At 60.7% G+C, this 26356-nt stretch carries 23 protein-coding genes; 11 read left to right on the top strand and 12 right to left on the bottom strand.

The annotated features are described in order from the left end of the window. Positions 1-45: 45 nt before the first annotated feature. A complete protein-coding gene (gene mfd / locus ACF8MC_RS05845) occupies positions 46-3519 on the bottom strand; it encodes a transcription-repair coupling factor (protein ID WP_164105085.1) in 3474 nt (1157 codons plus the stop codon). A gap of 22 nt (positions 3520-3541) precedes the next feature. Further along, a complete protein-coding gene (locus tag ACF8MC_RS05840) occupies positions 3542-3790 on the bottom strand; it encodes a hypothetical protein (RefSeq protein WP_060418453.1) in 249 nt (82 codons plus the stop codon). 38 nt (positions 3791-3828) lie between these two features. Between ACF8MC_RS05840 and lolC the strand changes: the two genes are divergently transcribed. From lolC to cobB, 5 genes are read left to right on the top strand one after another with little or no spacing between them, the layout of a single operon-like run. Continuing rightward, the gene (gene lolC / locus ACF8MC_RS05835) at positions 3829-5031 is read left to right on the top strand and encodes a lipoprotein-releasing ABC transporter permease subunit LolC (RefSeq protein ID WP_048321472.1); all 1203 of its coding nucleotides are present in this window, start codon (positions 3829-3831) and stop codon (positions 5029-5031) included. Then, on the top strand, positions 5024-5728 hold the full coding sequence (gene lolD / locus ACF8MC_RS05830; RefSeq protein ID WP_033638178.1) for a lipoprotein-releasing ABC transporter ATP-binding protein LolD: 705 nt from the start codon (positions 5024-5026) through the stop codon (positions 5726-5728). The genes lolC and lolD overlap by 8 nt, the downstream gene beginning before the upstream one ends. Further along, positions 5728-6975 carry a lipoprotein-releasing ABC transporter permease subunit LolE gene (lolE, locus tag ACF8MC_RS05825; protein WP_033646382.1) on the top strand — a complete coding sequence of 416 codons (1248 nt, stop codon included), beginning with the start codon at positions 5728-5730 and terminating at the stop codon, positions 6973-6975. Before lolD ends, lolE begins: the two co-directional genes overlap by 1 nt. A gap of 53 nt (positions 6976-7028) precedes the next feature. After that, positions 7029-7949, top strand: coding sequence for an N-acetylglucosamine kinase (gene nagK, locus ACF8MC_RS05820; RefSeq protein ID WP_041034741.1), 921 nt, complete (start codon positions 7029-7031; stop codon positions 7947-7949). A gap of 11 nt (positions 7950-7960) precedes the next feature. Next, the gene (gene cobB, locus ACF8MC_RS05815; RefSeq protein ID WP_033638183.1) at positions 7961-8797 is read left to right on the top strand and encodes a Sir2 family NAD+-dependent deacetylase; all 837 of its coding nucleotides are present in this window, start codon (positions 7961-7963) and stop codon (positions 8795-8797) included. 48 nt (positions 8798-8845) lie between these two features. Here the strand turns inward: cobB and potD are convergent, their stop codons facing one another. Together potD and ACF8MC_RS05805 are read right to left on the bottom strand one after the other, a co-directional pair. Continuing rightward, positions 8846-9889 (bottom strand): spermidine/putrescine ABC transporter substrate-binding protein PotD, encoded by a 1044-nt coding sequence (gene potD, locus ACF8MC_RS05810; protein WP_033638184.1) that lies wholly within the window; start codon positions 9887-9889, stop codon positions 8846-8848. Then, entirely contained in the window at positions 9819-10136 is a 318-nt protein-coding gene (locus ACF8MC_RS05805; RefSeq protein ID WP_152903597.1) for a hypothetical protein, read from the bottom strand. The genes potD and ACF8MC_RS05805 overlap by 71 nt, the downstream gene beginning before the upstream one ends. Here ACF8MC_RS05805 and ACF8MC_RS05800 point away from each other — a divergent pair. Continuing rightward, positions 10126-10827 carry a MurR/RpiR family transcriptional regulator gene (locus tag ACF8MC_RS05800; RefSeq protein ID WP_033638186.1) on the top strand — a complete coding sequence of 234 codons (702 nt, stop codon included), beginning with the start codon at positions 10126-10128 and terminating at the stop codon, positions 10825-10827. The two genes, ACF8MC_RS05805 and ACF8MC_RS05800, sit on opposite strands and share 11 nt — an antisense overlap. A 17-nt stretch (positions 10828-10844) precedes the next feature. Here ACF8MC_RS05800 and ACF8MC_RS05795 read toward each other — a convergent pair whose 3' ends face one another. The 6 genes from ACF8MC_RS05795 to ACF8MC_RS05770 all read right to left on the bottom strand — a co-directional run bounded on the left by ACF8MC_RS05795 (position 10845) and on the right by ACF8MC_RS05770 (position 17070). Further along, positions 10845-12230: a glycoside hydrolase gene (locus ACF8MC_RS05795; RefSeq protein WP_033646380.1), complete on the bottom strand. Its 1386-nt coding sequence runs from the start codon at positions 12228-12230 to the stop codon at positions 10845-10847. Between the two features lie 24 nt (positions 12231-12254). After that, positions 12255-13814, bottom strand: coding sequence for a PTS transporter subunit EIIC (locus tag ACF8MC_RS05790; RefSeq protein ID WP_164105086.1), 1560 nt, complete (start codon positions 13812-13814; stop codon positions 12255-12257). Between the two features lie 219 nt (positions 13815-14033). Next, positions 14034-14816, bottom strand: a complete 783-nt coding sequence (potC, locus tag ACF8MC_RS05785; protein ID WP_033638190.1) for a spermidine/putrescine ABC transporter permease PotC — start codon at positions 14814-14816, stop codon at positions 14034-14036. Beyond that, on the bottom strand, positions 14813-15673 hold the full coding sequence (gene potB, locus ACF8MC_RS05780) for a spermidine/putrescine ABC transporter permease PotB (RefSeq protein WP_033646379.1): 861 nt from the start codon (positions 15671-15673) through the stop codon (positions 14813-14815). Before potB ends, potC begins: the two co-directional genes overlap by 4 nt. Then, the gene (potA, locus tag ACF8MC_RS05775) at positions 15657-16772 is read right to left on the bottom strand and encodes a spermidine/putrescine ABC transporter ATP-binding protein PotA (protein WP_164105087.1); all 1116 of its coding nucleotides are present in this window, start codon (positions 16770-16772) and stop codon (positions 15657-15659) included. The genes potB and potA overlap by 17 nt, the downstream gene beginning before the upstream one ends. A 25-nt stretch (positions 16773-16797) precedes the next feature. Then, positions 16798-17070: a hypothetical protein gene (locus tag ACF8MC_RS05770; RefSeq protein WP_101456414.1), complete on the bottom strand. Its 273-nt coding sequence runs from the start codon at positions 17068-17070 to the stop codon at positions 16798-16800. A gap of 57 nt (positions 17071-17127) precedes the next feature. On the opposite strand from ACF8MC_RS05770, the gene pepT reads away from it, so the two are divergent. The 5 genes from pepT (at position 17128) to ACF8MC_RS05745 (ending at position 23649) form a co-directional block, all read left to right on the top strand. After that, positions 17128-18357 (top strand): peptidase T, encoded by a 1230-nt coding sequence (gene pepT, locus ACF8MC_RS05765; RefSeq protein WP_033640614.1) that lies wholly within the window; start codon positions 17128-17130, stop codon positions 18355-18357. Between the two features lie 299 nt (positions 18358-18656). Further along, complete coding sequence (locus tag ACF8MC_RS05760; protein WP_164105088.1) at positions 18657-19793, top strand: tail fiber domain-containing protein; 1137 nt, start codon at positions 18657-18659, stop codon at positions 19791-19793. A gap of 92 nt (positions 19794-19885) precedes the next feature. Continuing rightward, positions 19886-22027 carry an S-type pyocin domain-containing protein gene (locus tag ACF8MC_RS05755; protein WP_239506348.1) on the top strand — a complete coding sequence of 714 codons (2142 nt, stop codon included), beginning with the start codon at positions 19886-19888 and terminating at the stop codon, positions 22025-22027. Then, positions 22024-22296, top strand: coding sequence for a hypothetical protein (locus ACF8MC_RS05750; protein WP_033638197.1), 273 nt, complete (start codon positions 22024-22026; stop codon positions 22294-22296). The genes ACF8MC_RS05755 and ACF8MC_RS05750 overlap by 4 nt, the downstream gene beginning before the upstream one ends. A gap of 264 nt (positions 22297-22560) precedes the next feature. Beyond that, a complete protein-coding gene (locus ACF8MC_RS05745; RefSeq protein ID WP_164096223.1) occupies positions 22561-23649 on the top strand; it encodes a malate/lactate/ureidoglycolate dehydrogenase in 1089 nt (362 codons plus the stop codon). A 40-nt stretch (positions 23650-23689) separates the two neighbouring features. Here ACF8MC_RS05745 and ACF8MC_RS05740 read toward each other — a convergent pair whose 3' ends face one another. Both ACF8MC_RS05740 and phoQ read right to left on the bottom strand, forming a co-directional pair. After that, positions 23690-24811: a cupin domain-containing protein gene (locus ACF8MC_RS05740; protein WP_049235123.1), complete on the bottom strand. Its 1122-nt coding sequence runs from the start codon at positions 24809-24811 to the stop codon at positions 23690-23692. 84 nt (positions 24812-24895) lie between these two features. After that, on the bottom strand, positions 24896-26353 hold the full coding sequence (gene phoQ / locus ACF8MC_RS05735) for a two-component system sensor histidine kinase PhoQ (protein WP_353038862.1): 1458 nt from the start codon (positions 26351-26353) through the stop codon (positions 24896-24898). Positions 26354-26356: the final 3 nt, after the last annotated feature.

Below are 26356 nucleotides of genomic sequence, written 5' to 3'. Positions count from 1 at the left end.
AGCCGGGGATGGGAGTGTGCGCCCCGGCGAGCGGGGCGCGTGGCCTCAGGCCGCCAGCGTGTGTTCGCGGAAGGCGTCCAGCAGCTCTTCGGTGAACGTCAGGCGTTTTTGGCGATCGGCCAGATCGAGCGTGAACTTCAGCTTGCTCGGGCCGTCCAGGCGGTAAACCTGCGGATTGCCCTGCAACAGGCCAATCAGATAACCGGGATCGACGCGGTTGTTGTCGCCGAACTCGATAAAGCCGCCGCGCTCGTTGCTCTCGATGCGTTTGATGCCCAGCTTCTGCGCATGCAGGCGCAGCGCCGCGCACTGCAACAGGTTGCGTGCCGCGTCCGGCAACTGACCGAAGCGGTCGATCAGCTCGACTTTCAGCTCATCCAGCTCGCCGTCGCTCTTCGCGCTGGCGATGCGCTTGTACAGCGACAGGCGGGTATTGACGTCGGGAATGAAATCTTCCGGCAGCAGCGCCGGCATGCGCAGTTCCACCTCGGTCTGGCTGCTGGTGAGATCTTCCAGCGACGGTTCGCGGCCATTTTTCAACGCATCGACGGCGCTTTCCAGCAGCTCCATGTAGAGCGAGAAGCCGACGGTGGTCATCTGGCCGCTCTGGTCTTCGCCCAGCAGCTCGCCGGCGCCGCGGATCTCCAGATCGTGGGTCGCCAGCGCGAAACCGGCGCCGAGATCTTCCAGCGATGCGATGGCTTCGAGCCGTTTATGGGCGTCGGTGCCCATGGCTTTCGGGTTCGGCGTCAGCAGATAGGCGTAAGCCTGGTGGTGCGAGCGCCCGACGCGGCCGCGCAGCTGGTGCAGCTGCGCCAGGCCGAAGCGATCGGCGCGCTCGATGATGATGGTGTTGGCGCTGGGAATATCGATGCCGGTTTCGATGATGGTGGTACACACCAGCACGTTGAAGCGCTGGTGGTGGAAATCGTTCATCACCCGCTCCAGATCGCGCTCGCGCATCTGGCCGTGGCCGATGGCGATGCGCGCTTCCGGCACCAGCTCCGCCAGGCGCTGCGCCGCTTTCTCGATGTTTTCCACGTCGTTGTAGAGGTAGTAAACCTGGCCGCCGCGCAGCACTTCGCGCAGGATCGCCTCGCGCACCACCAGGCTGTCGTATTCGCGCACGAAGGTCTTCACCGCCAAGCGGCGCGCCGGCGGGGTGGCGATGATCGACAGATCGCGCATGCCGCTCATCGCCATGTTCAGGGTGCGCGGGATCGGCGTGGCGGTCAGCGTCAGGATATCGACGTCGGCGCGCATCGCCTTGATGCGCTCCTTATGGCGCACGCCGAAGCGGTGCTCTTCATCGACGATCAGCAGCCCCAGGTCTTTCCAGCGCAGATCGCTCTGCAACAGCTTGTGGGTGCCGATGATGATATCCACCTTGCCTTCTGCCGCGTCGTCCAGCACCTGCTGCTGCTCTTTGGCGCTGCGGAAGCGCGACATCATCTCGATGCGGATCGGCCAGGTGGCGAAGCGATCGCGGAAGTTGTCGAAGTGTTGCTGCGCCAGCAGGGTGGTCGGCACCAGCACCGCCACCTGCTTGCCGTTTTCCACCGCCAGGAAGGCGGCGCGCATCGCCACTTCGGTTTTGCCGAAGCCGACGTCGCCGCACACCAGGCGATCCATCGCCAGCGGCTGACACATGTCGCTCAATACGGCATTGATCGCCTGTTCCTGATCCGGCGTGGTTTCGAACGGGAAGCTCTGGCAGAACAGCTGATACTGTTCGCGGTTGTGTTTGAAGGCGAAACCGGCCTTGGCGGCGCGCTGGGCGTAGATATCCAGCAGCTCCGCCGCCACGTCGCGCACCCGCTCGGCCGCTTTCTGCCGCGCGCGCGTCCAGGCGTCACCGCCCAGTTTGTGCAGCGGCGCGTTTTCGTCCGCGCCGCCGGCGTAGCGGCTGATCAGATGCAGCGAAGAAACCGGCACGTACAGCTTGTCCTCACCGGCGTAGGAGAGGATCAGGTATTCGGCCTTGATGCCGCCGGCCTCCAGCGTGGTCAGGCCGACGTAGCGGCCGACGCCGTGCTCCAGGTGCACCACCGGCTGGCCGGGATGCAGCTCCGCCAGGTTGCGGATCAGGGTATCGGTGTTGATGGTGCGCCGGTTGTCCTGCCGGCGGCGGCTGACGCGCTCGCCGAGCAGATCGCTTTCGCAGATCAGCACCCGCCGGCGCAGGCCGTCGAGGAAGCCGTGTTCCGCGGCGCCGACCATCATGTAACGGCCCGCCGTTTCCGTCTGATCGAGGCGTTGAATCAGCGCCGGCGCCAGCTTGATGCGGCCGAGCAGATCCTGCAGCGTTTCACGCCGCCCCTCGCTCTCGACGGAGAAAATTACGCTGCCGTCGAAGCCTTCGATAAAGCGCCGCAGGTTATCCAGCGGGGATTTATGCTGCGCCTGCACCGCCAGATCGGGCAGGGCATGGTAGTCCAGATTGGTATTGCCGGCCTTGGCCGGCAGCTCATCGGTTTTCAGCGCGATGCGCGGCCAGGCCTTCAGCTCGCCGAACAGCGCGTCGACGCGCAGCCACAGCGTATCCGGCGCCAGCAGCGGGCGCATCGGATCGACGCGGCGGCTTTCGTAACGCTGGTTGACGTCTTGCCAGAAGCGCTCGGCGGCGCCCTCCAGATCGCCGGTATTGACGATCAGCGTGTTGGCCGGCAGGTAGCTGAACAGCGACGGCAGCGGCTGGCTGAAGAACAGCGGCTGCCAGTATTCGATGCCGGCCGGCCAGGCGCTTTTGCTGACCTGCTGATAGATGTGTTCGGCGTCGCGGCGTACCTCAAACTGCTCGCGCCACTGGCTGCGGAACAGCTCGATGGCGTTCTTGTCGGTGGGGAACTCGTGGGCCGGCAACAGATTGATGGCCTCGACTTCGCTCAGCGTGCGCTGGGTATCGACGTCGAAGATGCGCAGGCTGTCGATTTCGTCATCGAAAAAGTCGATGCGGTAAGGCTCATCGCTGCCCATCGGGTAAAGATCGAGCAGCGCGCCGCGGGTGGCGAATTCGCCGTGCTCCATCACCTGATCGACGCTGCGATAGCCGGCCTGTTCCAGCTGCGCGCGCAGCTTGTCGCGCGACAGGCGCTGGCCTTTCTTCATCACCAGCGCGTGGCCGTGCAGGAACTCGTGCGGGCAGACGCGCTGCATCAGGGTATTGACCGGCAAAATGATCACGCCGCGCGCCATGGTCGGCAGATGATACAGGCTCGACAAACGATCCGAGATGATTTCCTGATGCGGCGAGAAGCTGTCATACGGCAGGGTTTCCCAGTCGGACAGCGTGGTCACCATCTGGTCGGTGAACTGCTGGATCTCGTCGCGCAGCCGCAGGGCGTTTTGCATGTCCGGCGCGATCAGCATCACCGGGCCAGGGTGGCGTTCGACGATCTCGGCGCACTCCACGGCGCAGGCCGCGCCGGTCAGTTGCCCCAGCTGGCGCAGATCGCCTGCGCGATCGGGCAGAGAATAACGAGGGGATGAGGAACGGTTACGGCTATCGGAAGTGCTCATTCAGGTATCTTTAATCAATGTGTTAGAGGGCGTTCCGGCACGGATAACCCAGCGCCTTTATGCTGTTTATAGTAGCCCAGCGGCCGGCAAACTGACACAGCAAAAAGCGCTGCTCATCGCTTTTTTGCCGATTATTTAACCGGTTGACGCCGTCGACTTTTTGCGGCAACGGGTCGATATTGCGCTCATCTGCCGCCGCCGTTCTCCTCTGCGCCACGCAATAAAAGGCCGTCGGGTGTTCCCTAAACGAGGGAGAGCCTTTATCATCCATGATCACTTTGCTTAAGCCACGGCTATCAAACGGATTTCATGTATCAACCTGTCGCGTTATTCATTGGCCTGCGCTACATGCGCGGGCGAGCCTCAGACCGCTTCGGGCGGTTTGTTTCCTGGCTTTCCACCATCGGCATTACGCTGGGGGTGATGGCGTTGGTCACCGTGCTGTCGGTGATGAACGGATTCGAAAAGGATCTGGAGAACAACATCCTCGGCCTGATGCCGCAGGCGTTGATCACCAGCCCGCAAGGATCGGTCAACCCGCAGCAGCTGCCGGCCTCCGAGGTGCAGAAGCTGCAGGGCGTCACGCGCGTTGCGCCGCTGACCACCGGTGACGTGGTGCTGCAAAGCGCCCGCAGCGTGGCGGTCGGGGTGATGCTCGGCGTCAATCCCGACGAGGCCGATCCGCTGACCCCGTATCTGGTCAACGTCAAGCAGCTGCAGTTGCAGCCGGGCCAATACAACATCATTATCGGCGAACAGCTGGCGGGGCAACTCGGCGTCAAGCGCGGCGATTCGCTGCGCGTGATGGTGCCGAGCGCCAGCCAGTTCACGCCGATGGGCCGCATTCCCAGCCAGCGCCTGTTCACCCTTATCGGCACCTTCCACGCCAACAGCGAGGTGGACGGCTATCAGCTGCTGGTCAACCAACAGGACGCTTCGCGCCTGATGCGCTACCCGGCCGGCAACATCACCGGCTGGCGCCTGTTCCTGCAGCAGCCGCTGGCGGTCGATACCCTCAGCCAACAGCCGTTGCCGGCGGGCACGGTCTGGAAAGACTGGCGCGATCGCAAGGGCGAGCTGTTCCAGGCGGTGCGCATGGAGAAGAATATGATGGGGCTGCTGCTCAGCCTGATCGTGGCGGTGGCGGCGTTTAACATCATTACCTCGCTCGGCCTGCTGGTGATGGAGAAGCAGGGCGAGGTCGCCATTCTGCAGACCCAGGGGCTGACCCGCCGCCAGATCATGTCGGTGTTTATGGTGCAGGGCGCCAGCGCCGGCATCATCGGCTCGCTGCTCGGCACGCTGCTCGGCGTGTTGCTGGCCACCAACCTGAATAACCTGATGCCGATCCTCGGTGCCCTGATCGACGGCGCTTCGCTGCCGGTGGCGGTCGATCCGCTGCAGGTGACGATCATCGCCGTGGTGGCGATGGCGGTTTCCCTGTTGTCCACGCTTTATCCTTCATGGCGCGCTGCCGCCGTACAACCCGCTGAGGCTTTACGTTATGAGTAACCATCTTTTGCTGCAGTGTGACAACCTGTGCAAGACCTATCAGGAAGGCAATCTGCACACCGACGTGCTGCGCAACGTCAGCTTTGCCATGCAGCAGGGCGAGATGATGGCGATCGTCGGCAGCTCGGGTTCCGGCAAGAGCACCCTGTTGCACCTGCTGGGCGGGCTGGACTCGCCGACCTCCGGCGAGGTGATCTTCAAGGGCGCATCGCTGAACGCCATGTCTTCGGCGGCCAAGGCCGAGCTGCGCAACCGCCAGCTCGGCTTCATCTATCAGTTCCACCATCTGCTGCCGGACTTCACCGCGCTGGAAAACGCCGCCATGCCGCTGCTGATCGGCGGCGCCAAGCCGGCGCAGGCGCAGGAGAAGGCGCGGGAGATGCTGGCGGCGGTCGGGCTGGAAAAACGCAGCAAACACCGCCCGTCCGAGCTCTCGGGCGGCGAGCGTCAGCGCGTGGCGATCGCGCGCGCGCTGGTCAACAACCCGGCGCTGGTGCTGGCGGACGAACCGACCGGCAATCTGGACAAACGCACCGCGGACAGCATCTTCGATCTGCTGGGCGAGCTGAACGTGCGTCAGGGCACCGCTTTTCTGGTGGTGACGCACGATCTGCAGCTGGCCAAGCGCCTGAGCCGCCAGCTGGAAATGGCCGACGGCCACCTGCAGGCGCAGCTGACCCTGATGGGGGCCGAGTAATGGCGGGAGCCTCACTGTCCTTCCTGACGGCCCTGCGTTTCAGCCGCGGCCGTAAACGCGGCGGCATGGTGTCGCTGATCTCGGTCATCTCCACCATCGGCATCGCGCTGGGGGTGGCGGTGTTGATCGTCGGCCTGAGCGCGATGAACGGCTTTGAGCGCGAGCTGAAAAATCGCATTCTGGCGGTGGTGCCGCACGGCGAGCTCGAGCCGGTCAATCAGCCGTTCAGCGGCTGGCCGTCGATTCTGCAGCGGGTGGAGAAGGTGCCGGGCATTGTGGCCGCCGCGCCGTACATCAACTTTACCGGCCTGATGGAGAACGGCGCGCAGCTGCGCGCGGTGGAAGTCAAAGGCGTGGATCCGCAGCAGGAGAGCCGGCTGAGCGCGCTGCCGCAGTATGTGCAGGGTGATGCCTGGGCCAACTTCAAGGCCGGCGAACAGCAGGTGATCCTCGGCAAGGGCGTGGCCGACGCGCTGGGCGTGAAGCAAGGCGCCTATGTGACGGTGATGATCCCCAACAGCGACCCGGAAATGAAGCTGCTGCAGCCGAAGCGCATCCGTCTGCACGTGACCGGCATTTTGCAGCTCAGCGGCCAGCTCGATCACAGCCTGGCGCTGGTGCCGCTGGCCGATGCGCAGCAGTATCTCGACATGGGTGACAGCGTCACGGGTATCGCCCTCAAGATGAACGACGTGTTCGCCGCCAACAAACTGGTGCGCGACGCCGGCGAAGTGACCAACGCCTACATTTACATCAAGAGCTGGATCGGCAAATACGGCTATATGTACCGCGATATCCAGATGATCCGCGCCATCATGTATCTGGCGATGGTGCTGGTGATCGGCGTGGCCTGCTTCAACATCGTGTCCACGCTGGTGATGGCGGTGAAAGACAAAAGCGCCGACATCGCGGTGCTGCGCACCCTGGGCGCCAAAGACGGCTTTATCCGCGCCATCTTCATCTGGTATGGGCTGCTGGCCGGGCTGCTGGGCAGCCTGAGCGGCGTGGTGATCGGGGTGATCGCCTCGCTGCAGCTGACCAACATTATCCGGGGCATCGAGAAACTGGTCGGCCACTCCTTCCTGTCGGGCGATATCTACTTCATCGACTTCCTGCCTTCCGAGCTGCACTGGCTGGACGTGCTGATCGTGCTGGCGACCGCCATCGTGCTGAGCCTGTTGGCCAGTTGGTATCCGGCGAGGCGCGCCAGCCGCATCGATCCGGCGCGGGTGCTCAGCGGACAATAAAACCCACGGGGAGGCAGCGATGCCGCCCCGTTTTTTTAGCCTGGGGATGGGTTATGTACTACGGTTTCGATATGGGCGGCACCAAGATTGAGCTGGGGGTATTCGACGACAACCTGCAGCGCATTTGGCAAAAACGGGTGCCGACGCCGCGTGAAGACTACCGGCAGCTGCTGGCCACGCTGGGCGATCTGACCCTCGAGGCGGATGCGTTCTGTGGCCGGCGCGGCAGCGTCGGCATCGGCATTCCGGGCCTGCCCAACGACGATGACGGCACGCTGTTTACCGCCAACGTGCCGGCGGCGATGGGGCGGCCGTTGCCGCGCGATCTGGCGGCGCTGATCGGGCGCGAGGTGCGCGTCGACAACGACGCCAACTGCTTTGCGCTGTCGGAGGCCTGGGACGACGAGTTTCGCCGCTACCCGACGGTGCTGGGCATCATCCTCGGCACCGGCGTTGGCGGCGGCCTGATCGTCGATGGCAAGACGGTGCCTGGGCGCAACTATATCGCCGGCGAGTTCGGCCATTTGCGCCTGCCGGTGGACGCGCTCGAGGTGCTGGGGCGTGATGTGCCTCGCGTCGCCTGCGGGTGCGGCCACCAGGGTTGCATTGAAAATTACATATCGGGCCGCGGTTTCGAATGGATGTACGCCCATTTCTATGGCCGGCACTTGCCCGCCACCGAGATCATTGCGCATTATCAGGCGGGTGAGGCGCAGGCGGTGGCTCACGTCGACCGCTTTATGGACGTGCTGGCGATCTGCCTGGGCAACCTGCTGACGGTGCTGGATCCGCACCTGGTGGTGATCGGCGGCGGGCTGTCGAACTTCGACGCCATTTACCAGGCGTTGCCGCAGCGGTTGCCGGCGCACCTGCTGCGGGTGGCCCGGCTGCCGCGCATCGAGAAGGCGCGCTATGGCGACGCCGGCGGCGTGCGCGGCGCAGCGTTCCTCAATTTGGTAAACAGGGAAAAGTAAGGAGAGAGTTAATGCACACTCGCCATCGGCTGTGTCAGTTTCGCAAGAGTAAGCATGTGCTGCATCAGCGCTTTCGTTCACGCATTTTTCACCGTGACACCATGGCGGCGGCCGAGCTGAAAAAGCCGTTTGTGGTGGTGTTGACCGGGGCCGGCATTTCGGCCGAGTCGGGCATTCGCACCTTCCGCGCCGCGGATGGGCTATGGGAAGAGCACCGGGTGGAGGACGTCGCCACGCCGGAAGGTTTTCAGCGCGATCCGGCGCTGGTGCAGGCGTTTTACAACGAACGCCGCCGCCAGCTGCAGACGGAGGAGATCGCCCCGAACGCCGCGCACCGCGCGCTGGCGGATCTGGAAGAGTGGCTGGGGGAAAACTTCCTGCTGGTCACGCAAAACATCGATAACCTGCATGAGCGCGCCGGCAGCAAGCGGGTGCTGCACATGCACGGCGAACTGCTGAAGGTGCGCTGCACCCAGTCGGGGCAGGTGTTCGAATGGCCCGGCGATCTCAGCGTTGACGACCGTTGCCACTGCTGCCAGTTCCCGGCGCCGCTGCGGCCGCACGTGGTATGGTTCGGCGAGATGCCGCTGGGCATGGACGACATTTACCAGGCGCTGAGCAAGGCCGATTTCTTCGTCGCCATCGGCACCTCCGGCCACGTCTACCCGGCGGCCGGCTTCGTGCATGAGGCGCGGCTGGGCGGCGCCTACGCCATGGAGCTGAACCTGGAGCCAAGCCAGGTGGAGAGCCAGTTCGACGAGAAGCACTATGGCCTGGCCAGCGAAGTGGTGCCGCGCTTTGTGCACAAGTTCCTGGTGGGCAAGGTGGCGCGGGCCGACAGGCCCTGAGAAAGGCATCAGGGCGCACTGCGCGCCCTGATGGGATGGCGGGGCGTATTAGCGCCCGGCTTTCAGCTTTTGGAAGTAGCTTTCATACAGCGTGCTGGCGTCGCCGACGTCGTTTTGCCACTCGCCGTGCTCAATCACCGCCTTGTCCGGGTAGAGTGACTTGTCGTTGGCGATCTCCGGCGACAGCAGTTTCTTCGCCGCCAGGTTCGGCGTCGGGTAACCGATGGTTTCCGCCACCTGCACCGCGATTTCCGGCCGCAGCAGGAAGTCTATCAGCTTCAGCGCCCCCTCGACGTTGCGCGCGTTGGCCGGAATGGCCAGGCTGTCCATCCAGAAGATCCCGCCTTCCTTCGGCCAGACGATCTCCAGCGGCGTGCCGGCCTGGCGCGCCACGAAGGCTGAACCGTTCCACACCATACCGACGTTGACTTCCCCTTCCATAAACGGGTTGCCCGGGTTGTCGGAGTTGAAGGCCAGCACGTTCGGCATCAATTTCTGCAGTTCGTGATAGGCGGCTTCGATCTCTTTCGGGTCGGTGGTGTTGCCGGAATAGCCCAGCTTGAGCAGCGCCATCTGGAACACTTCGCGCGCGTCGTCGGTCAGCAGCAGGCGGCCCTTGTACTGCGGCTGCCACAGATCGGCCCAGGCGGTAACGGTAGAGGGATCCTGCTCGTCGCTGTTGACGCCGATGGCGGTAGCGCCCCAGATGTAAGGAATGGAATAGTCGTTGTTGGGATCGAACGGCTTGTTCAGCAGGGTAGGATCGAGATCCTTGAAGTGGCTGAGCTTGCTCTTGTCGATTTTTTGCAGCATGCCTTCCTTGCTCATCTTGGCGATGAAGTACGTGGAAGGCACCACCAGATCGTACGCGCCGTCTTTGTAGGTCTTCAGCTTGGCGTACATGCTTTCGTTGGATTCATAGGTGGAATAAATCACCTTGATGCCGGTTTCCTTGGTGAACTGCTCCAGCAGCCCCGGCGGGACGTATTCAGTCCAGTTATAGAAATACAGTGTTTTGCCGTCAGAGGCGTTTGCAGAGCAGATACTCAGCGCCATCATCCCGGCTGCGAGCAGATGTGACCACTTTTTCATGCAGCGTATCCTTCAGCAGTAGTGAGCCGAACCCGTATGAGCCGCCGTTTTCGGCCGCGCCATACCCCAGAAAGGGGCCATTATAGGGGGCGGGGCGGGGTGGGTAAAGGCGGTTATCCCGCAGGCAAATCAAGGGGTTTGGCGGCTTAAAGCGCATCACAATTTGATTGTCTCGCGCTGGACAGGCGGTGAAGCGCGTGCGAAACAATAATTTTGGCGAATAAACGAGGGCGGCGATGAATTTCAAACAGGTCTTCAGCCAGGCGGAGCTCAGCAAGACGGATCTGACGATTTTGCACTGCATTCTCGATAATCCGGACGCCTGCATCGACGACGGCATCCGCGCGGTGTCCGCACGCTGCTACAGTTCCCCCTCGACGCTGGTGCGGCTGGCCAAAAAGCTGGGCTTTCGCGGCTATCTCGAACTGGTCTATTTCATCAAATTCAACCTGACGATGGCGCCGGCCTATCAGGCGGAGCGCGCTACGCCGGCGGCACCGCCGGCGCAGTTTCTCGATCTGCTCGACAGCGGCAAGATCCTGATCCACGGCAGCGGATTTTCGCAATTGGTGGCGCAGTATATGTACAACAAGTTTATGACGCTGGGCGTAGACAGTTACCTGTCGCTGTGGCCGGATTTCGACATTCTTGACCGTGAGACGCGCTTTCGCTTCGATATGGTGATCGTGATTTCAAAGTCGGGCAACAGCGGCTCGGCGCTGAGCTGGAGCGAGGCGGTGAAGCGTAACCGCATCCTGTTGGCGGCCTTCTGCGGCGACGGCGACAGCCCGCTGGCGCAGCAGGCCGACATGACCTTTCTGTTTGAGGACCGGCAAAAATACGATCACGATATCTACTATCCCAATCCGTTTTTCGGCCACTGTCTGTTGGGATTCGAGAATGTGATCACCGCCTGGTTTGAACGACGCGGCCGCTGACGGCCGCGCCGCATCGCTTAGCGCCAGTGCCCGGCATACTGACGGTGGGCCTGCAGGTACTCCTCCACCAGCGTTTTCGCCAGCGAGTAGGAGTTGACCAGCGGGTGCACCATCAGCGCCTTGATGGCCAACTGGCGGTTGCCGGTCAGGATCGCTGCCACAGCCAGCCGTTCGTACTCTTTCACCTGCGAAATCAGGTTCTTCTGGGTGTCGGGAATATCGCGCATTTTGACCGGCTGAATGCCGGCGCTGCTCAATTCGCAGCTGATTTCGATCACGTCTTCCGGGTGCAGAAAGTCGAGCGTGTCGCGGTTTTGCATCGATACCACCACGCGTTTTTGCCGGCCGCTGTTGACCGCCTCCAGAATATCGATCGCCACCCCGGCATAGCCGCCGCTGTCCGGCTGTTCGATAAACTGTTGCAGCGTCAGCATCTCACGCGTTTTCACCTTGCCCTGGCTGGACTCGCGCTGCATGTAGGAATTTTCGCGCTGCAGGTAATGGCTGAAGTAGACAGAGAAGGCGTGCTCCAACTGACGGGGGATGTCCAGCTCGCCCAACGCCGACAGCATTTGGCGGTTGATCGCCGCAATTTGTTCGCCGCGGGTCTCGCCGCCCTCGACGATGGCGGCGATCGCCTGCTCACGGTAGTAGTAATAGTAGAGATACTCGTTGAGCATCAGGTTGTCCGACAGCGCCACCAGCTCCGGCGAGAAGTATTTCATGCAGGTTTCGCGATACAGGCGCGGATCCGCCAGCAACCGTTCCGTGACCGGCTCGCCGTTGACGCGCGCATTGCGGAACCAGGAAAGGTGATTGAGGCCGAAGCAGTCGACGCTCAGCTGGTCTTCGCGGCAGTCCAGCAGTTCGGCCAGTTCGCGGATAAACTCGCTGGGGGCGTCGCAGATGCCGTAGACCCGGCGCTGGAAGCCGGATTTGATGATCGCCTCGGTCACCATGCCGGAAGGATTGGTGAAGTTGAACAACACCGCGTCCGGCGAGGAAAGCTGCTCGATCAGGCGGCAATAGTCGAGGATCGCCGGAATCGAACGCATCGCCATGGCGAAGCCGCCGGCGCCGGTGGTTTCTTGCCCTAGCAACTGGTGATTGAGCGCGATGCGCTCGTCATGGATGCGGCCTTCCTCGCCGCCGATGCGCAGGGTGGTGATGATGTAGTCGGCGCCTTGCAGCGCCTGGCGCGCATCGCTGCTGAGGCTGAAAGCAATGTCGCCGCGAATGCGCTGGAATACGCCCTGCGCGAGGGCGCCGTAGATCGCCAGATGGCGCTCATCGGTATCCATAAACACCACTTCGGTAATGCCGATGCGATGGGCGTTATAGGCGATGGATTTGGCGAGGAACGGGGAACGCACGCCGCCGCCGCCGAGAACGGTTAATTTCATTCGATATCTCCCATTAATAAAGCGTTAGAGTGCCGCTAAATATTTATCTACCTGATTTTTGACCTTGCCGACCGTGACGCCGTAAATCACCTGCACTTCACGGCGATTCTTCACCACGCCTTTGGCGCCGGTGCTTTTCAACGCGGCTTCATCCACCCGCTCCATATCCTTTAATTCCACCCGCAGCCGGGTGAAGCAGTTGTCGACGGAAATAATGTTTTCCTTGCCGCCCAGCGCGCGAATAATGATGCCGCTCGGCTCGTCCAGGGTATTTTTGCGGTTCCGGTAATCCTGTTTGGAATAGAGTTTGACGTCCTGATCATCTTCGCGGCCCGGCGTCTTCAGATTGAGCTTCAGCACCAGCGTTTTGAACACCAGGTAATACACCGCAAACTGCACCAGGCCGATGACCACATACAGCGGCCAGCGGGTGAGGGAGACCGGCAGCGGCAGGTTGTAGGCCAGGAACTCGACCAGCCCGCTGGCGCCCCAGGGGCGCACCTGGAACAGGTTGCAGGCCACCTGCGACAGCGCGGTCAACACGGCGTGGATCACCCACAGCAGCGGAGAGATAAACAGGAAGGTGAACTCTATCGGCTCGGTGATGCCGACCAGGATCGAGGTGGTGATGGCCGGGATCAGAATTGCCTTGGCCAGCATTTTCTTTTCCGGTTTGGCGGTGTGATAGAAAGCCAATGCCGCGCCCGACAGGCCGAAGATGGTCACCATCCCTTGCTGCGAGAAGCGCAGCGCTTCGTTCATCAGCGGCGAGATGCTCGGGTCGCGCATATAGGCCAGGAAAATCGCCTGCGAGCCGGAGACGGTCTGGCCGTCCTGCACGATCGAACCGCCGATGCTGGTGAGCTGGAACGGCGACCAGATAAAGTGGTGCAGCCCGGTGGGGATGAGGAATTTTTCGAAGAAGCCGTAGACGAAAACCCCGAGCGAACCGGAGCTTTTCATAAAGCCGGTCAGCGCGATCAGGCCCTGTGAGATGGCCGGCCACAGGTAGCTGAAGGCGACGGCGTACAGCATGATGATCGGCGTCATGGCGATCAGCACCAGTTTGGCGCCGCCGTAGACCGAGAACACGCCGTTGAGCTCGACGTTGCACAGGCGGTTGTGCACCCAGGCGATGGTGACGCCGAGGATAAGACCGAGAAAAATGCCCATATCCACCACGGTAAAGCCCAGCAGCTCAGTCTGCCCGGTGCCGTAATATTCGCCGTTGATCTTGGCCGCGACGTGGCCGCTGAGCTGCAGATAAGACGAATTGGCGCCGAGGAACATGATAAAGCACATCACCGCAACCAGCGCCGCTTCGCTTTTTTTGTCTTTGGCCAGGCCGTAGGTGATGCCGATGCAGAAAATCAGCCCGAGATTGCCGAATAACGGCCAGAAGGTATCGCCGATCATTTTACCGATAGAGAACACGGCGGAATGTTCATTGATGAGTGTGGCATTGGTGAGAATAGAACTGAGCGCCAGAATCAGACCGATCACCGGCAGGAAAAATATCGGCCCCATCATGGCTTTGGAGAAAAGCTGCAGCTTGCTTAAGATATTATCGATAATACCTTTCATGGCAGTTCCTTTTTATATTTTAATGGATGACGACGTTGCTGAATAAACTCCCTGGAAGCGAGAAAAAAATAAGGCACCTTGCCTGGGTTCAGTTATAGGGGGAAGTTTTCGCCGCTGCAATCGGCGGGGCGGAAATAGGCACCGATGGTCAGGGAGTGACAACCGGTGCCGGTTGTGAAGGGGATCACAACCGGGCGCCGCAGCGCCCGGCGGGGAGGATTATTCGGCCTTGGGCGCGCGATCGCGCATCACCCACTGGCTGGCGATCACCAGCACCAGCGACAGCAGCAGCAAAATGGTGGCCAGCGCGTTGACCTCCGGCGAGACGCCGACTTTCACCATCGAATAGATCTTCAGCGGCAAGATCTCGTAGCTCGGCCCGGTAACGAAGGAGGAGACGACCACGTCGTCCATCGACAGGGTGAAGCTCAGCAGCCAGCCGGCCGCCACCGCCGGCATCGCCAGCGGCAGGATGATCTTGCGCAGAATGGTGAACTCGCTTGCGCCGAGATCGCGCGCGGCCTCCAGCATCTTCACGTCGAAGCCTTTCAGGCGCGCGTAGACGGTCACCACCACGAACGGCAGGCAGAAGGTGATGTGCGAGAACAGCAGCGACCAGAAGCCGAGCGAAATGCCCAGCAGCATGAACAGCACCAGCAGCGAGATGGCCATCACGATGTCCGGCGACATCATCACCACGAACAGCATGCCGCCGACGAACGGCTTGCCGCGGAAGCGGTAGCGGTACAGCGCCACCGCGGTCAGCGAGCCGATCAGCGTGGCGAAGGTAGCGGAGAGCACCGCCATGGTCAGCGAGTGGCCGGCGGCCTGCAGCAGGCTGTCGTTATTCAGCAGCGTGCTGTACCACTGGGTGGTGGCTCCTTGCCAACTGATGCCGAAGCGCGAGGCGTTGAAGGAGTTGACGATCAGGATGACGATCGGGATATACAGATAGGCGTATACCAGCGCCATAAAGCCGCCGCGCAGCAGACGTCCGATCATGCCAGATCCTCCTTCTTGTTCAGCAGGCGGGCGGCCCGGTAATAGACCAGCAGCAACAGCCCCATCACCAGCGTCAGGCAGATGCTGGTGGCCGCGCCGAACGGCCAGTCGCGGATATTGAGGAACTGGCTTTTAATCACGTTGCCGATCAGCAGATTCTTGGCGCCGCCCATCAGATCGGCGACGAAGAACAGCCCCATCGCCGGCAGCACCACCAGCAGGCAGCCGGCGATAATGCCCGGCATGGTCAGCGGCACGATGATGCGGATAAAGGTCTGCAGCTTGCCGGCGCCGAGATCGCGCGCCGCCTCCAGGCAGGACTTATCGAGCTTTTCGATGCTGGAGTAGAGCGGCATCACCATAAACGGCAGCAGGATATACACCAGGCCGAGGATCACCGCTTCCGAGGTGTACATGATGCGCAGCGGCTTGTCGATGACGCCGATCCACAGCAGCGCGTCGTTGAGATAGCCGCGGGTGCTGAGAAACAGCTTCAGGCCGTAGATGCGGATCAGCGAATTGGTCCAGAAGGGCACGATCAGCAGAAACAGCAGCAGCGGCCGCACCTTCTGCGGCAACCGCGCCAGGATAAAGGCGAACGGATAGCCGATCGCCAGGCAGCACAGGGTGGCGATCAGCGCCATGTTCAGCGAGTGCAGCAGCACCTGTGCATACAACGGATCGAACAAGCGCCGATAGTTGTCCAGCGTGAACACCATCTGCACCAGATTGGCGTCGTCGCGGGTCAGGAAGCTGGTGGCGATGATCATCAGGTTCGGCATGAACACGAACAGCAGCAGCCAGGCGACGACGCCGACGATCACCACATTCTGGAAGACTTTACGCGATTTCTTCATCGGCCAGCACCACCTCCCAGCTTTCAACCCAGGTCACCGCCATCTTCTGATTGAGCGAGTGATCGACGTCCGGATCGTCTTCGTTGAAGAACTCGCTGACCATCACCGTTTTACCGCTCTCCAGCTCGACCACCGATTCCAGCGTCATGCCTTTGTAGTTGCGCTCGCGCACGTAGCCGATCAGCCCGTCGTGCTGCGCGCTGTCGTTCACTTCTTCCACCCGCAGGTCTTCCGGGCGCAGCAGCACCTTCAGCTTTTGGCCCGGCTCCACCGGCAGATCGGCGTAGATGTCGCACTCGCGGCCTTCGACGTTGGCGCGCACCCGCCGCGGATCGAGGCGCTGCAGAACCACCGCGTCGAAGATGTTGATCTCGCCGATAAAGCTGGCGACGAACAGGTTCTTCGGCTCTTCGTAGATCTCGCGCGGCGTGCCGTCCTGCTCGATGCGGCCTTCGCGCATCACCACGATGCGATCCGACATGGTCAGCGCTTCTTCCTGATCGTGGGTGACGAACACGAAGGTGATGCCCAGCTTGCGCTGCAGCGCCTTCAGCTCGTTCTGCATCTGTTTGCGCAGCTTATAGTCCAGCGCCGACAGCGATTCGTCCAGCAGCAGCACCTTCGGCTTGTTGACCACCGCGCGGGCGATGGCCACGCGCTGCTGTTGGCCGCCGGAGAGCTGGCCCGGCCGCCGCTGGGCGAAGATATCCAGCTGCACCATGCGCAGCGCCTCTTCGACGCGCGGCGTCAGTTCCGCCGCCGGCACCTTTTGCATGCGAAGGCCGAAGGCGACGTTGTCGAACACCGACATGTGCGGAAACAGCGCATAGCTCTGAAACACGGTGTTGACGTGGCGATGCTCGGCCGGAATGGCGGTGATGTCCTGGCCGTCGAGCACGATGCGGCCCAAATCGGCGTCTTCCAGACCGGCGATCAGGCGCAGCACCGTGGTTTTGCCACAGCCGGAGGGGCCGAGAATGGTGAGGAATTCGCCGTGGTTAATCGTCAGTTCGAGATCGGCAATGATGGTTTTGCCATCGAACGCTTTGCTCAGGGCATGCAGTTCAACAAGGGGTGCTCGAGAGGATGTCTCAGTCATTTATCGTATTACTCTATCCCGTGGGCTAATGCAGATAGAACCGCAACTGGAAAAGACTGCCGGAGCTTGCGGGATGCCCGCTGATCAAATGAAGCTCAAACCAGTTGCGCCAATGGAAATTTTTCGAGCGCGCATGATAGACGCTGAATGCCGGAATTGAAAGCCGATCCGGCCCAGATGCCGCGTTTTTCATCATGATAGCGACAAATGACCCTGTGATGACAGTGTTATTTCCCTCAGAAATCATCACAAAGATTAATGATATTGGCGAATTCTGGTTAAAAATGACCTGACGCAATATTTGATCCTGATCGGTTCCGCATAATGAAACGCGATATTCTGAGGGGCCGCTACCATGGACAAATTACTTGACCGCTTTTTCAACTACGTCTCTTTCGACACCCAGTCCAAAGCGAACGTAAAGCATGTGCCGAGCACCGACGGGCAGTTGAAGCTGGCGCGTGCGTTGCAGCAGGAAATGATCGCGCTCGGCTTCGAGCGGGTGTCGCTCAGCGAACACGGCTGCGTGATGGGCACCTGGCCGGGCAACGTCGCCTGGCCGGTGCCGGCGGTCGGTTTTATCGCCCATTTGGATACCTCGCCGGATTTCAGCGGCAAACACGTCAATCCGCAGATCGTCGAGAACTATCGCGGCGGCGACATCGCGCTCGGCATCGGCGATGAAGTGCTGTCGCCGGTGATGTTCCCGATCCTGCACCAGATGCTGGGGCAAACCCTGATCACCACCGACGGCAAAACGCTGCTGGGCGCCGACGACAAGGCCGGCATCGCCGAGATCCTCACCGCCATGGTGCGCCTGCGCGCGCGCAAAATCCCGCATGGCGACATCCGCGTAGCCTTCACCCCGGACGAGGAGGTAGGCAAGGGGGCGCAGCTGTTCGACGTGGCGGCCTTCAATGCCGAATGGGCTTATACCGTGGACGGCGGCGGGGTCGGCGAGCTGGAGTGCGAGAACTTCAACGCCGCCTCGGTGACGATCAAAATCCTCGGCAACAGCGTGCACCCCGGTAGCGCCAAGGGCGTGATGGTCAACGCGCTGTCGCTGGCCACCCGCATTCATCAGGCGCTGCCGGCGGACGAAGCGCCGGAGACAACCGAAGGCTACCAGGGCTTTTATCACCTCAGCAGCATCAAGGGCAGCGTAGAGCGCGCCGAAATGCACTATATCCTGCGCGACTTCGAGCGCGAAGGGTTCGAGGCGCGCAAGCGCAAGATGGTGGACATCGCCCGCGAGGTCGGCAAAGGCCTGCCGCGCGATTGCTATATCGAAGTGAGCATCGAAGACAACTATTACAACATGCGCGAACAGGTGGCGGAGCACCCGCACGTGATTGCGCTGGCGCAGCAGGCGATGCGCGACTGCGACATCGAACCGGTGATGAAGCCGATCCGCGGCGGCACCGATGGCGCGCAGCTGTCGTTCCGCGGCCTGCCGTGCCCGAACCTGTTCACCGGCGGCTACAACTACCACGGCAAGCACGAGTTCGTGACGCTGGAAGGCATGGAGCAAGCGGTGGCGGTGATCATGCGCATCGCGGCGCTGGCCGCCGAGCGGGCGCGGTAAACGCCTTCGTTCCCCGGCCGGCTTGCGCCGGCCCGCATTCCCTTTTCTGATACGCCCGGCGTGCTCAGCGCGCCCGCCGTTCTCTTATTGTTCCCTGCCTCATGGTTGTCCCCTTCACCATACAACCCGTGGTGAGGGAATCCCGTTATCCTCAGAGATAGAGTGCTGGTTATGCACACAGGCTTGCTGTGTGCTTAACCGGTTTTACAGCTTCGGTGCGGTGAGCCCAGTGGCCAGGGAATGCTGGGGGAATGAGCGCTGTTAACCGCCATCAAACAGGACGTAAGAGGGTAATAATCATGGCAGAAGAAAAGAAAAATGCTCAGGTGATTAACGGCGTTAACGGCGATATTGCCGAACTGAAATCGCTGTCTACGCTGCGCCAGCGTGTGGTCAGCGACGGTGAAATCGTCTCCAAATCGGCCAACGGTTTTCGGCTGGCGAATGGCAATACCGGCGTGATGCTGCGCAACGATGGACGCGATTTTTATGCGCTGACGACGCCGGTAGGGCAGGCGCTTAACGGGCAGTGGAATACCTTACGCCCGTTCTCATTCAATTTGGCTTCTGGCCGGGTTGCGATGCAAAACGGCGTGGACATTTCCGGTGGGGCGGTGGTGTCACACAACGCAGGTATCTCCACCTCGACCACCGGCCCGACCCCGCTTATCAATGGACAAATCTATAACTCCGCACCTTTAAAAAGTGATTTCACTAGCGGCAATGTCACCACAACCACCATGTTGGGATCCCGCGTCATTCCGGGGAAGGATAACTTCGGGTTAATTTCTTACCGCGACTGGCAGGGGAATTGGAACGAACTTCAGGTCAGAACTAACGCGGAACTTTCCGTCGGGCAATTGACCAAACGCAATTCTGACGGCTGGTTTTTTGCCAGCCCTCCTCAGAATGCAGATAGCAATAAAGAATCCCTTACCAAGGGATTGTACTTGCAAGCTCCGAATAACAAGCATGCCAATATTTATCACCATGACCATGTGAAATACAACGAACTCGTTATCAACGTGGGCAATGGCGGTCGGAATAGTTGGTTCGTTTTCAAAGAAGATGGCTATGCCGTTACCGGAGGTGGTTGGAACAGCAGCTCCGACGCCCGCATGAAAACGGACATCACCCAAATCGAAGGCGCATTGGACAAACTAGCCCGCATCGGCGGCTACACCTACCTCAAACAGGGCGTGCCTGAAGCCGGGGTGATCGCTCAGGAAGTGGAGAGCGTATTGCCGCAGGCGGTCACCCAAACCGAATTGAAGCTCAACGACGGCAGCGTGCTGAAGGATGCGCGGGGCATCAATATCAACGGCGTGGTGGCGTTGCTGGTTGAGGCGCTTAAGGAAGAGCGAGCGGCCCGAGAAGGGTTGGAATCGCGGTTGGCGGCGTTGGAAGCCAGGATTTCAACATCTCAAAATGTTTGAGCTGCGGCCAATTGACGATGTTTTCAACGGAGTAATTATTGCGGCTGAATAATGCAGTATTTGCTCCGCCTGCCTTGAGCAAGGAGAAAGATATGGGCGGATTTAACTATGGTGGTGGAAAAGGGGATGGGACTGACTGGAGTTCTGAAAAAGGAGATACTCCCGAACCCGGTGGCGGCTCCAATGGCAATGGCGGTCGAGACAGTGGCAACGACAACTCTCAGGCGGGTGCTTTCCAACGCCAGATGACCGCAGTGCTGAATGATCCAGCGATTAAAAGCATGCTGGCGGATTTGCAAAAGCGGGCTCTGCGCATTAGTCCATCGGCGAAAGTTGAGTTAGTCAGTGTAGATGCCCGCGGTCTGCTGAGTATAAGCCTTTCGGGTATGCGTCGAGAGCAGTCTCTCGCCGTAGAGATGGCTTTCCAGTCAGTGCGACCGCGAATCAAAGGGGATTTAATATCTTCATTTACCACCAGCGAGGGCACAGTAAATGAAAATACGCATTATTTAGGAAAGGTTGAAACCGGCTACCGACTCGGTGATTACGAGCGTGGACCCAGCGGTAACAATGGTGATGCCAATACGGTGGCGGAAAACAACGTTACGTTTAGTGCCTATTCCTCTGTTTTTCAAGGGAAGATACCACCGGGCTATTGGCTGAATAACAATAAAGTCATGACTGAGGTTGTGATTGAGTATGAGATTAACGGTGGGGGGAAAGGAGACAGTCGGACGGGGTACCGAAAAACCACAGTAGAAGTTCCTTCGCTTACCCGTGCTTACCAACAGTGGCAACAGATGCTTAAGGATGTCGCTGAGGAACAGCGGAAAGCAGAAGAAGCCCGCAAGGCCGAAGAAGCTCGTAAGGCCGAAGAGGCCGGCAAAGCCGAAGAAGCTCGCAAAGCTGAAGAAGCTCGCAAGGCTGAAGAAGCCCGCAAGGCTGAAGAGGCCCGCAAGGTGGAAGCCGCAAGAAAAGCGTTGTTCGCCAAAGCGGGGATTCTGGATGCACCGGCATACTCCCCGGAAAAGCTAAAAGCGGCCAATGCGGCACTGGCTGCCGCAGGCGCCATGGTGCTTAACCGCGCGCCCGCGATGCTGCAGACGTCGATGGTCGGGCAAGGTGTGATGACGACCACGAGCGAACTGGCTGGCTGGGCAGCGAGCGCGTCGTGGCGGGCGGCCTACGAAGTTGGCAGTATACGCGCCGGCACCGCAGTCGCCGCCGGATCGGTGCTGGGGGCTTTTGCCCTCGGCTTCTACCCGACGGAGGTCGGTGCAGGGAGCGATCGGGTGCCAGGGCGGGATGTCAATCTGTTTGCCCTCCAGGCGAGCCTGGCGGCGGCGGGCAGGGCGACCATCCAGCCCGGCATGACCTCGGTCGATTTGCCGGTGCGCGGATTTATCACCACTGACGATGACGGGAGACAGAGCGTCAACTTCGTCAGAACGGGCGTCGGCGGCGTATCGCCGAGCGTGCCGGTATTCAGACCCGTTCGCGATGAGCTGACGGGGCTGGACAAAATCACGCTGCCCGCAATGGCGGGGGTGCCGGCGAGGACGATACTGATTAACCCGGTGCCGACCGGGCCGGCAGCGCCGGCGCATACCGGTAACGGCTCACCGGGGCCCAAATCGCCAGTGCATACCGGCACCGGCATCAGGCAGGCGGACAGCATCGTGGTCACCACCTTCCCGGCGGATGTGGTGCAGGATCTGCAAGACTTTATCCTGTGGCAGCCGGATGCGACGGAGATTGGTGTAGAGGCCATCTATGTGATGGTGAGCAAGCCCTATGGTGAAACCAACGCCAGGGGCAAATACAGCGGTCGTGAATACAACACCAATAAAGCTGGAGGCCCCATCCAGAATCTGGATTGGAAAGGGGCCAGCATCGACCGTGCTGGCGTGGATAAGGTGAAGTTGCATACTGGGCGTTTTACAGAGTCGGACGCTAACAAAGTGATGATCGGCCGCCTGGAAAAGATCTTGAAGGGAGAACTGCCCCCCACCGATACTGACAGGCGATTTTATACACATGAGATCAGGGAATTGGAGCGTTATCGCAATTTGGGTATTAGAGATGGCTCTGTGCCAGATAATCAAGGGGAAGTGTGGAATAATACGCATACTGCGACGTTGGAAGATTATCAATTAGGCAACAGCGAGGCTTTGCTCTATACGCAGGAGGCTTTAGACGCTGCTGAACAACAAGAGTTGAGGATGCTAAAATGATTGATTTAGAACGCTTGGCAAAAGAAGAAAAAATTTCTGACGTCATTGCCTTTTTGGTGAGAAATGAGGATGGGTTTGGTTATCCCCAAATGGATCGATTCTTTAGTCGCCATAATTTCGCAGTAATTGGGAATGGTGAATTCAGGCGGGTGTTCGAACAGTTACGTCAGAATGGTGTTATTGAATGGGGCGACAAAATGCTTGTTAAAAAAGGCCCCAACTGGAAAGAGCCGAAATTCGTAACCGAGAAAAAATACGGTATCGAATAGCCGTGGTTATGGTCTGATTCGTGCATTTTTAACCCCCAGCAAACGAAATTTTGTTGGGGGTTTCCTTTTTTGGAAGGTGGGGGGCACCATAACGCGAGTCTTGTGCCGGGTGGCAAAAGTAGCGGTCCTCGCTCTTTTTGTCGCCTGGGCTAACGTGCGGATACTGTAGTTAAAACGGGACGCTTGCGATTATCATAATCGCTTGCCGCAACAAGGCGTTGCTCATAGTGTGGAAGCACATTCCCCACGCATAAGGACCGCATGATGAGCACCGAATACCGTATCGCCAGCCCGCATTTGGCGCAGTTCGTTCAGGCGATTTGGCGCCAGGCCGGCAGTACGGCGCGCGAAGCCGAGCTGGTGGCCGATCATCTGGTGCAGGCCAATCTGGCCGGGCACGACTCGCACGGCGTCGGCATGATCCCCAGCTACATGGCGTCGTTGGCGCAGGGGCAATTGCAGCTCAATCAGCACGCCGAAGTGGTGCGCGACGCCGGCGCGGTGCTGACGCTCGACGGTGCGCGCGGTTTCGGTCAGGTGGTGGCCAGCGAAGCAATGGCGCTGGGCATTGAACGCGCCGGTAAGCTGGGGCTGGCGGCGGTGGCGCTGCACAACGCGCACCATATCGGCCGCATCGGCCATTGGGCGGAGCAGTGCGCCCGCGCCGGTTTCATCTCGATTCACTTCGTCAACGTGGTGGGCGATCCGATGGTGGCGCCGTTCGGCGGCAGCGATCGCCGCTTCGGCACTAACCCGTTCTGCGCCATTTTCCCGCGGCCGGGCCGCACGCCGCTGCTGTTGGATTTTGCCACCAGCGGCATCGCCTTCGGCAAAACCCGGGTGGCCTATAACAAAGGGCTGTCGGTGGCGCCGGGCTATCTGATCGACGAACACGGGCAGCCCACCACCGAACCGAAGGTGATGCATGAAGCGCCGTTCGGTTCACTGCTGCCGTTCGGCTTGCACAAAGGCTATGCGCTGGCGGCGATGTGCGAGATCCTCGGCGGCGCGCTCTCCGGCGGCCGCACCACCCACGACGCTACGCTGAAAGCCGACAGCGACGCCATCTTCAACTGCATGACCACCCTGATCCTCGATCCTCAGGCCTTTGACGCGCCGCAAATGCAGGCCGAGGCCGAAGCGTTTATCGGCTGGGTGAAGGCTTCGCCGCCGAGCGGCGAACAGCCGATCGCCGTCCCGGGAGAGTGGGAAGAGGCCAACCGCGCGGCGCGGCTGGAGCAGGGCATACCGATAGACGCCAATACCTGGTGGCAGATTTGCGCGGCGGCGGAGCAGGCGGGCATGACGGCGGGGGAACTGGCGGATTACCGCGCGCAGGCGCGCCAGGCATAAAAAAGCCACCCGGCAGGGTGGCTTGTTTGCGTGACGGCAATCAGTCGTTAAAGTACCAATATCCGCTGTTGATCAGCGCGGTCAGCAGCGCCAGGAACGACGGGTCGTCCACCGCGTCGCCGAGCAGGGCGGCGTCGACGCTGAAGTGCTGGCAAAGGGCGTCTGCGGCCTGCAGCTGGTCGGTGTCGATCAGCTCGCCGTTGACGAAGCAGCGATCGCCGACGCGCAGCACGCGCAACCCGCCCAGGCGCTGCAGCGCTTCACCCTGCTGCAGCAGCTCGTAGATTTCCCCGGCCTGATACGGCGGCTCCGGCGGCGCCAGATCCAGCTCGTGGCGCGACTGGGAGATAAACTCGCCGAACCAGTGCTGGAAGTGTTCCGGCTGTTGCACCAGATCCAGCATCATCTGCCGTAAGGCGTCCACTTCCTGCGGCAGGATCTCCGCCGGGTGTTCGCGCAGTTTAACGTCCGGATCGCCGTAGCGTTTGCTGCCCAGCTCGCGCGCCAGCACGTAGTCGGCGAAGCCGCTCACCAGCTCGCGGCCGTTCGGCGCGCGGAAGCCCACCGAATAGTTGAGCGCGTTTTCCAGCGCGTAGCCTTCATGCGGGAAGCCCGGCGGAATGTAGAGAATGTCGCCCGGCTCCATCTCTTCGTCGATGATGGCGTCGAACGGCTCCACCTGCAGCAGATCCGGGTGCGGGCAGTGCTGTTTCAGCGGCGTTTTTTCCCCGACGCGCCAGCGGCGGCGGCCGGTGCCCTGAATGATGAACACGTCGTACTGATCGAGGTGCGGGCCGACGCCGCCGCCCGGTACCGAGAAGGAGATCATCAGGTCATCCATCCGCCAGTCCGGCAGCTGGCGGAACGGGCGCATCAGCGCCGCGGAAGGCTCATGCCAGTGGTCCACCGCCTGCACCAGCAGCGACCAGTTGTTTTCGCTCAGGTGATCGAAGCTCTCGAAGGGGCCGTGCGCGACCTGCCAACGGCCGTCCTGGTGGCTGACCAGGCGGCTGTCCACTTCGTTTTCCATCGCCAGCCCGGCCAGCTCATCCGGGGAGATCGGATCGATAAAGTTTTTGAAGCCGCGCTTCAGAATCACCGGACGCTTTTGCCAATAACGTTGCAAAAAATCGTTCCAGTCCAGGTCTAATTGATAATCCATGTTCTATTCCAGGAGAGAGGAGTGAGCCTGTGTGCGATTATAACGGAAGTTTGGCCCCGTGGATCGGGGCCGCAGCGGCATAATTTACTCGTTGTGGTGGGTGTTGTGCTGGCGGGCGAAGGTGACCTGCATGCGCGCGCCGCCGAGCGGGCTGTCGCTGATGACGATTTCGCCGTCGTACTGCTCGATGATCTCCGCCGCCACCGACAAACCCAGGCCCTGGCCGGGGCGCAGAGTATCCACCCGCTGGCCGCGCTGGAAGATCAGCTGGCGCTTGCTTTCCGGGATCCCCGGGCCGTCGTCGTCGATAACGATGGTGAGGTTTTTCTCGGAGTGCAGCGAGGTGATCTCCACGAACTCCAGGCAGTATTTGCAGGCGTTTTCCAACACGTTGCCCATCACTTCCATAAAGTCGTTTTTCTCGCCCATAAAGGTCACTTCCGGCGAGATGTCCAGCGTGATCACCACCCCTTTGCGCTGATAAACCTTATTCAGCGCCACCACCAGGCTGTCGAGCAGCGCCGGCACCGAATGGATCTCGCGCGTCAGCACCGTCTGGCCGGAGTTGATGCTGGCTCGGTGCAGGTAGTAACCGATTTGCTGCGAGATGCGCCCGATCTGATCCAGCATGATCGGCTCGGCTTCTTCGATGGTGGTCTGCTTGCCGCTGCGCAGTGAGCGCAGGGTGCTTTGCAGCACCGCCAGCGGCGTTTTCAGGCTGTGGGTCAAATCCGACAGGGTAGTGCGGTACTTGGTGTAGCGCTGGCGTTCGTTGCGCACCAGAATGTTCAGATTGCGCACCAGCCCGCGCAGCTCGCTGGGCGGGTTCTCATCCAGCTGATCGCGTTCGCCGTTCTCCAGCTCGCCCACCTGATTGACCAGCGCCTTGATCGGCCGCAGGCTCCAGTAGGCCGCCAGCCACAGCAGCGGCACCACCAGCAGCAGGTTGGCCAACAGCACGTAGCTGAACCACTCCCACACCACGTCAGATCGCTGCAGCTCCTGCGGAATGCTGTCGACCACCACGATGGTCAGCGCCGGCAGGCGAGGCGTGGCGGCATAGGTATTGACCGCCACCGAGTGGGTCAGCGCGTTCTGATCGGTATCGTCGTAATTCTTCAGCTGATCCTGCGCTTTGGGGTTGTCCCCCAGCACTTCGCTACTGACGCGGGTGTCGGTGTCGATTTCGTAAAAGCCGGACTCCTCCAGCCATTCCTTGTTGATCAGCTTCTCCAGCTCCGGCACCTTGCGCTGGCTCCACAGCAGGTTGCCTTTATCGTCGTAGATAAATACCAGCGTCGGGAAGTTGAGATCGATATCGGGGGGAATGGCGATGGTGAGCTTGTTGTCTTTCCACTGCGCCAGGCTGAAGAACAGGTTGCTCTCGCCGCGCAGCAGGCGGAAGGCGGTTTTGTCGAAGCTGACGATATAGCCGACGACCGCCACCAAACCGTAAGAGAGCGACAGCGCCAGGATCACCCCGGCGGTCGCCATCAGGAAGCGGGCACGCAGCGAAAACGGTTTTTTATTCTTGTTGAACATTAT

Origin of the sequence: Serratia sp. LACPHL-BACT-2024-00286 (assembly GCF_043109535.1) — a bacterium.
In the GTDB taxonomy this organism is placed as follows: Bacteria; Pseudomonadota; Gammaproteobacteria; order Enterobacterales; family Enterobacteriaceae; genus Serratia; species Serratia sarumanii.
This window is presented reverse-complemented; position numbering and strand designations above follow the sequence as displayed.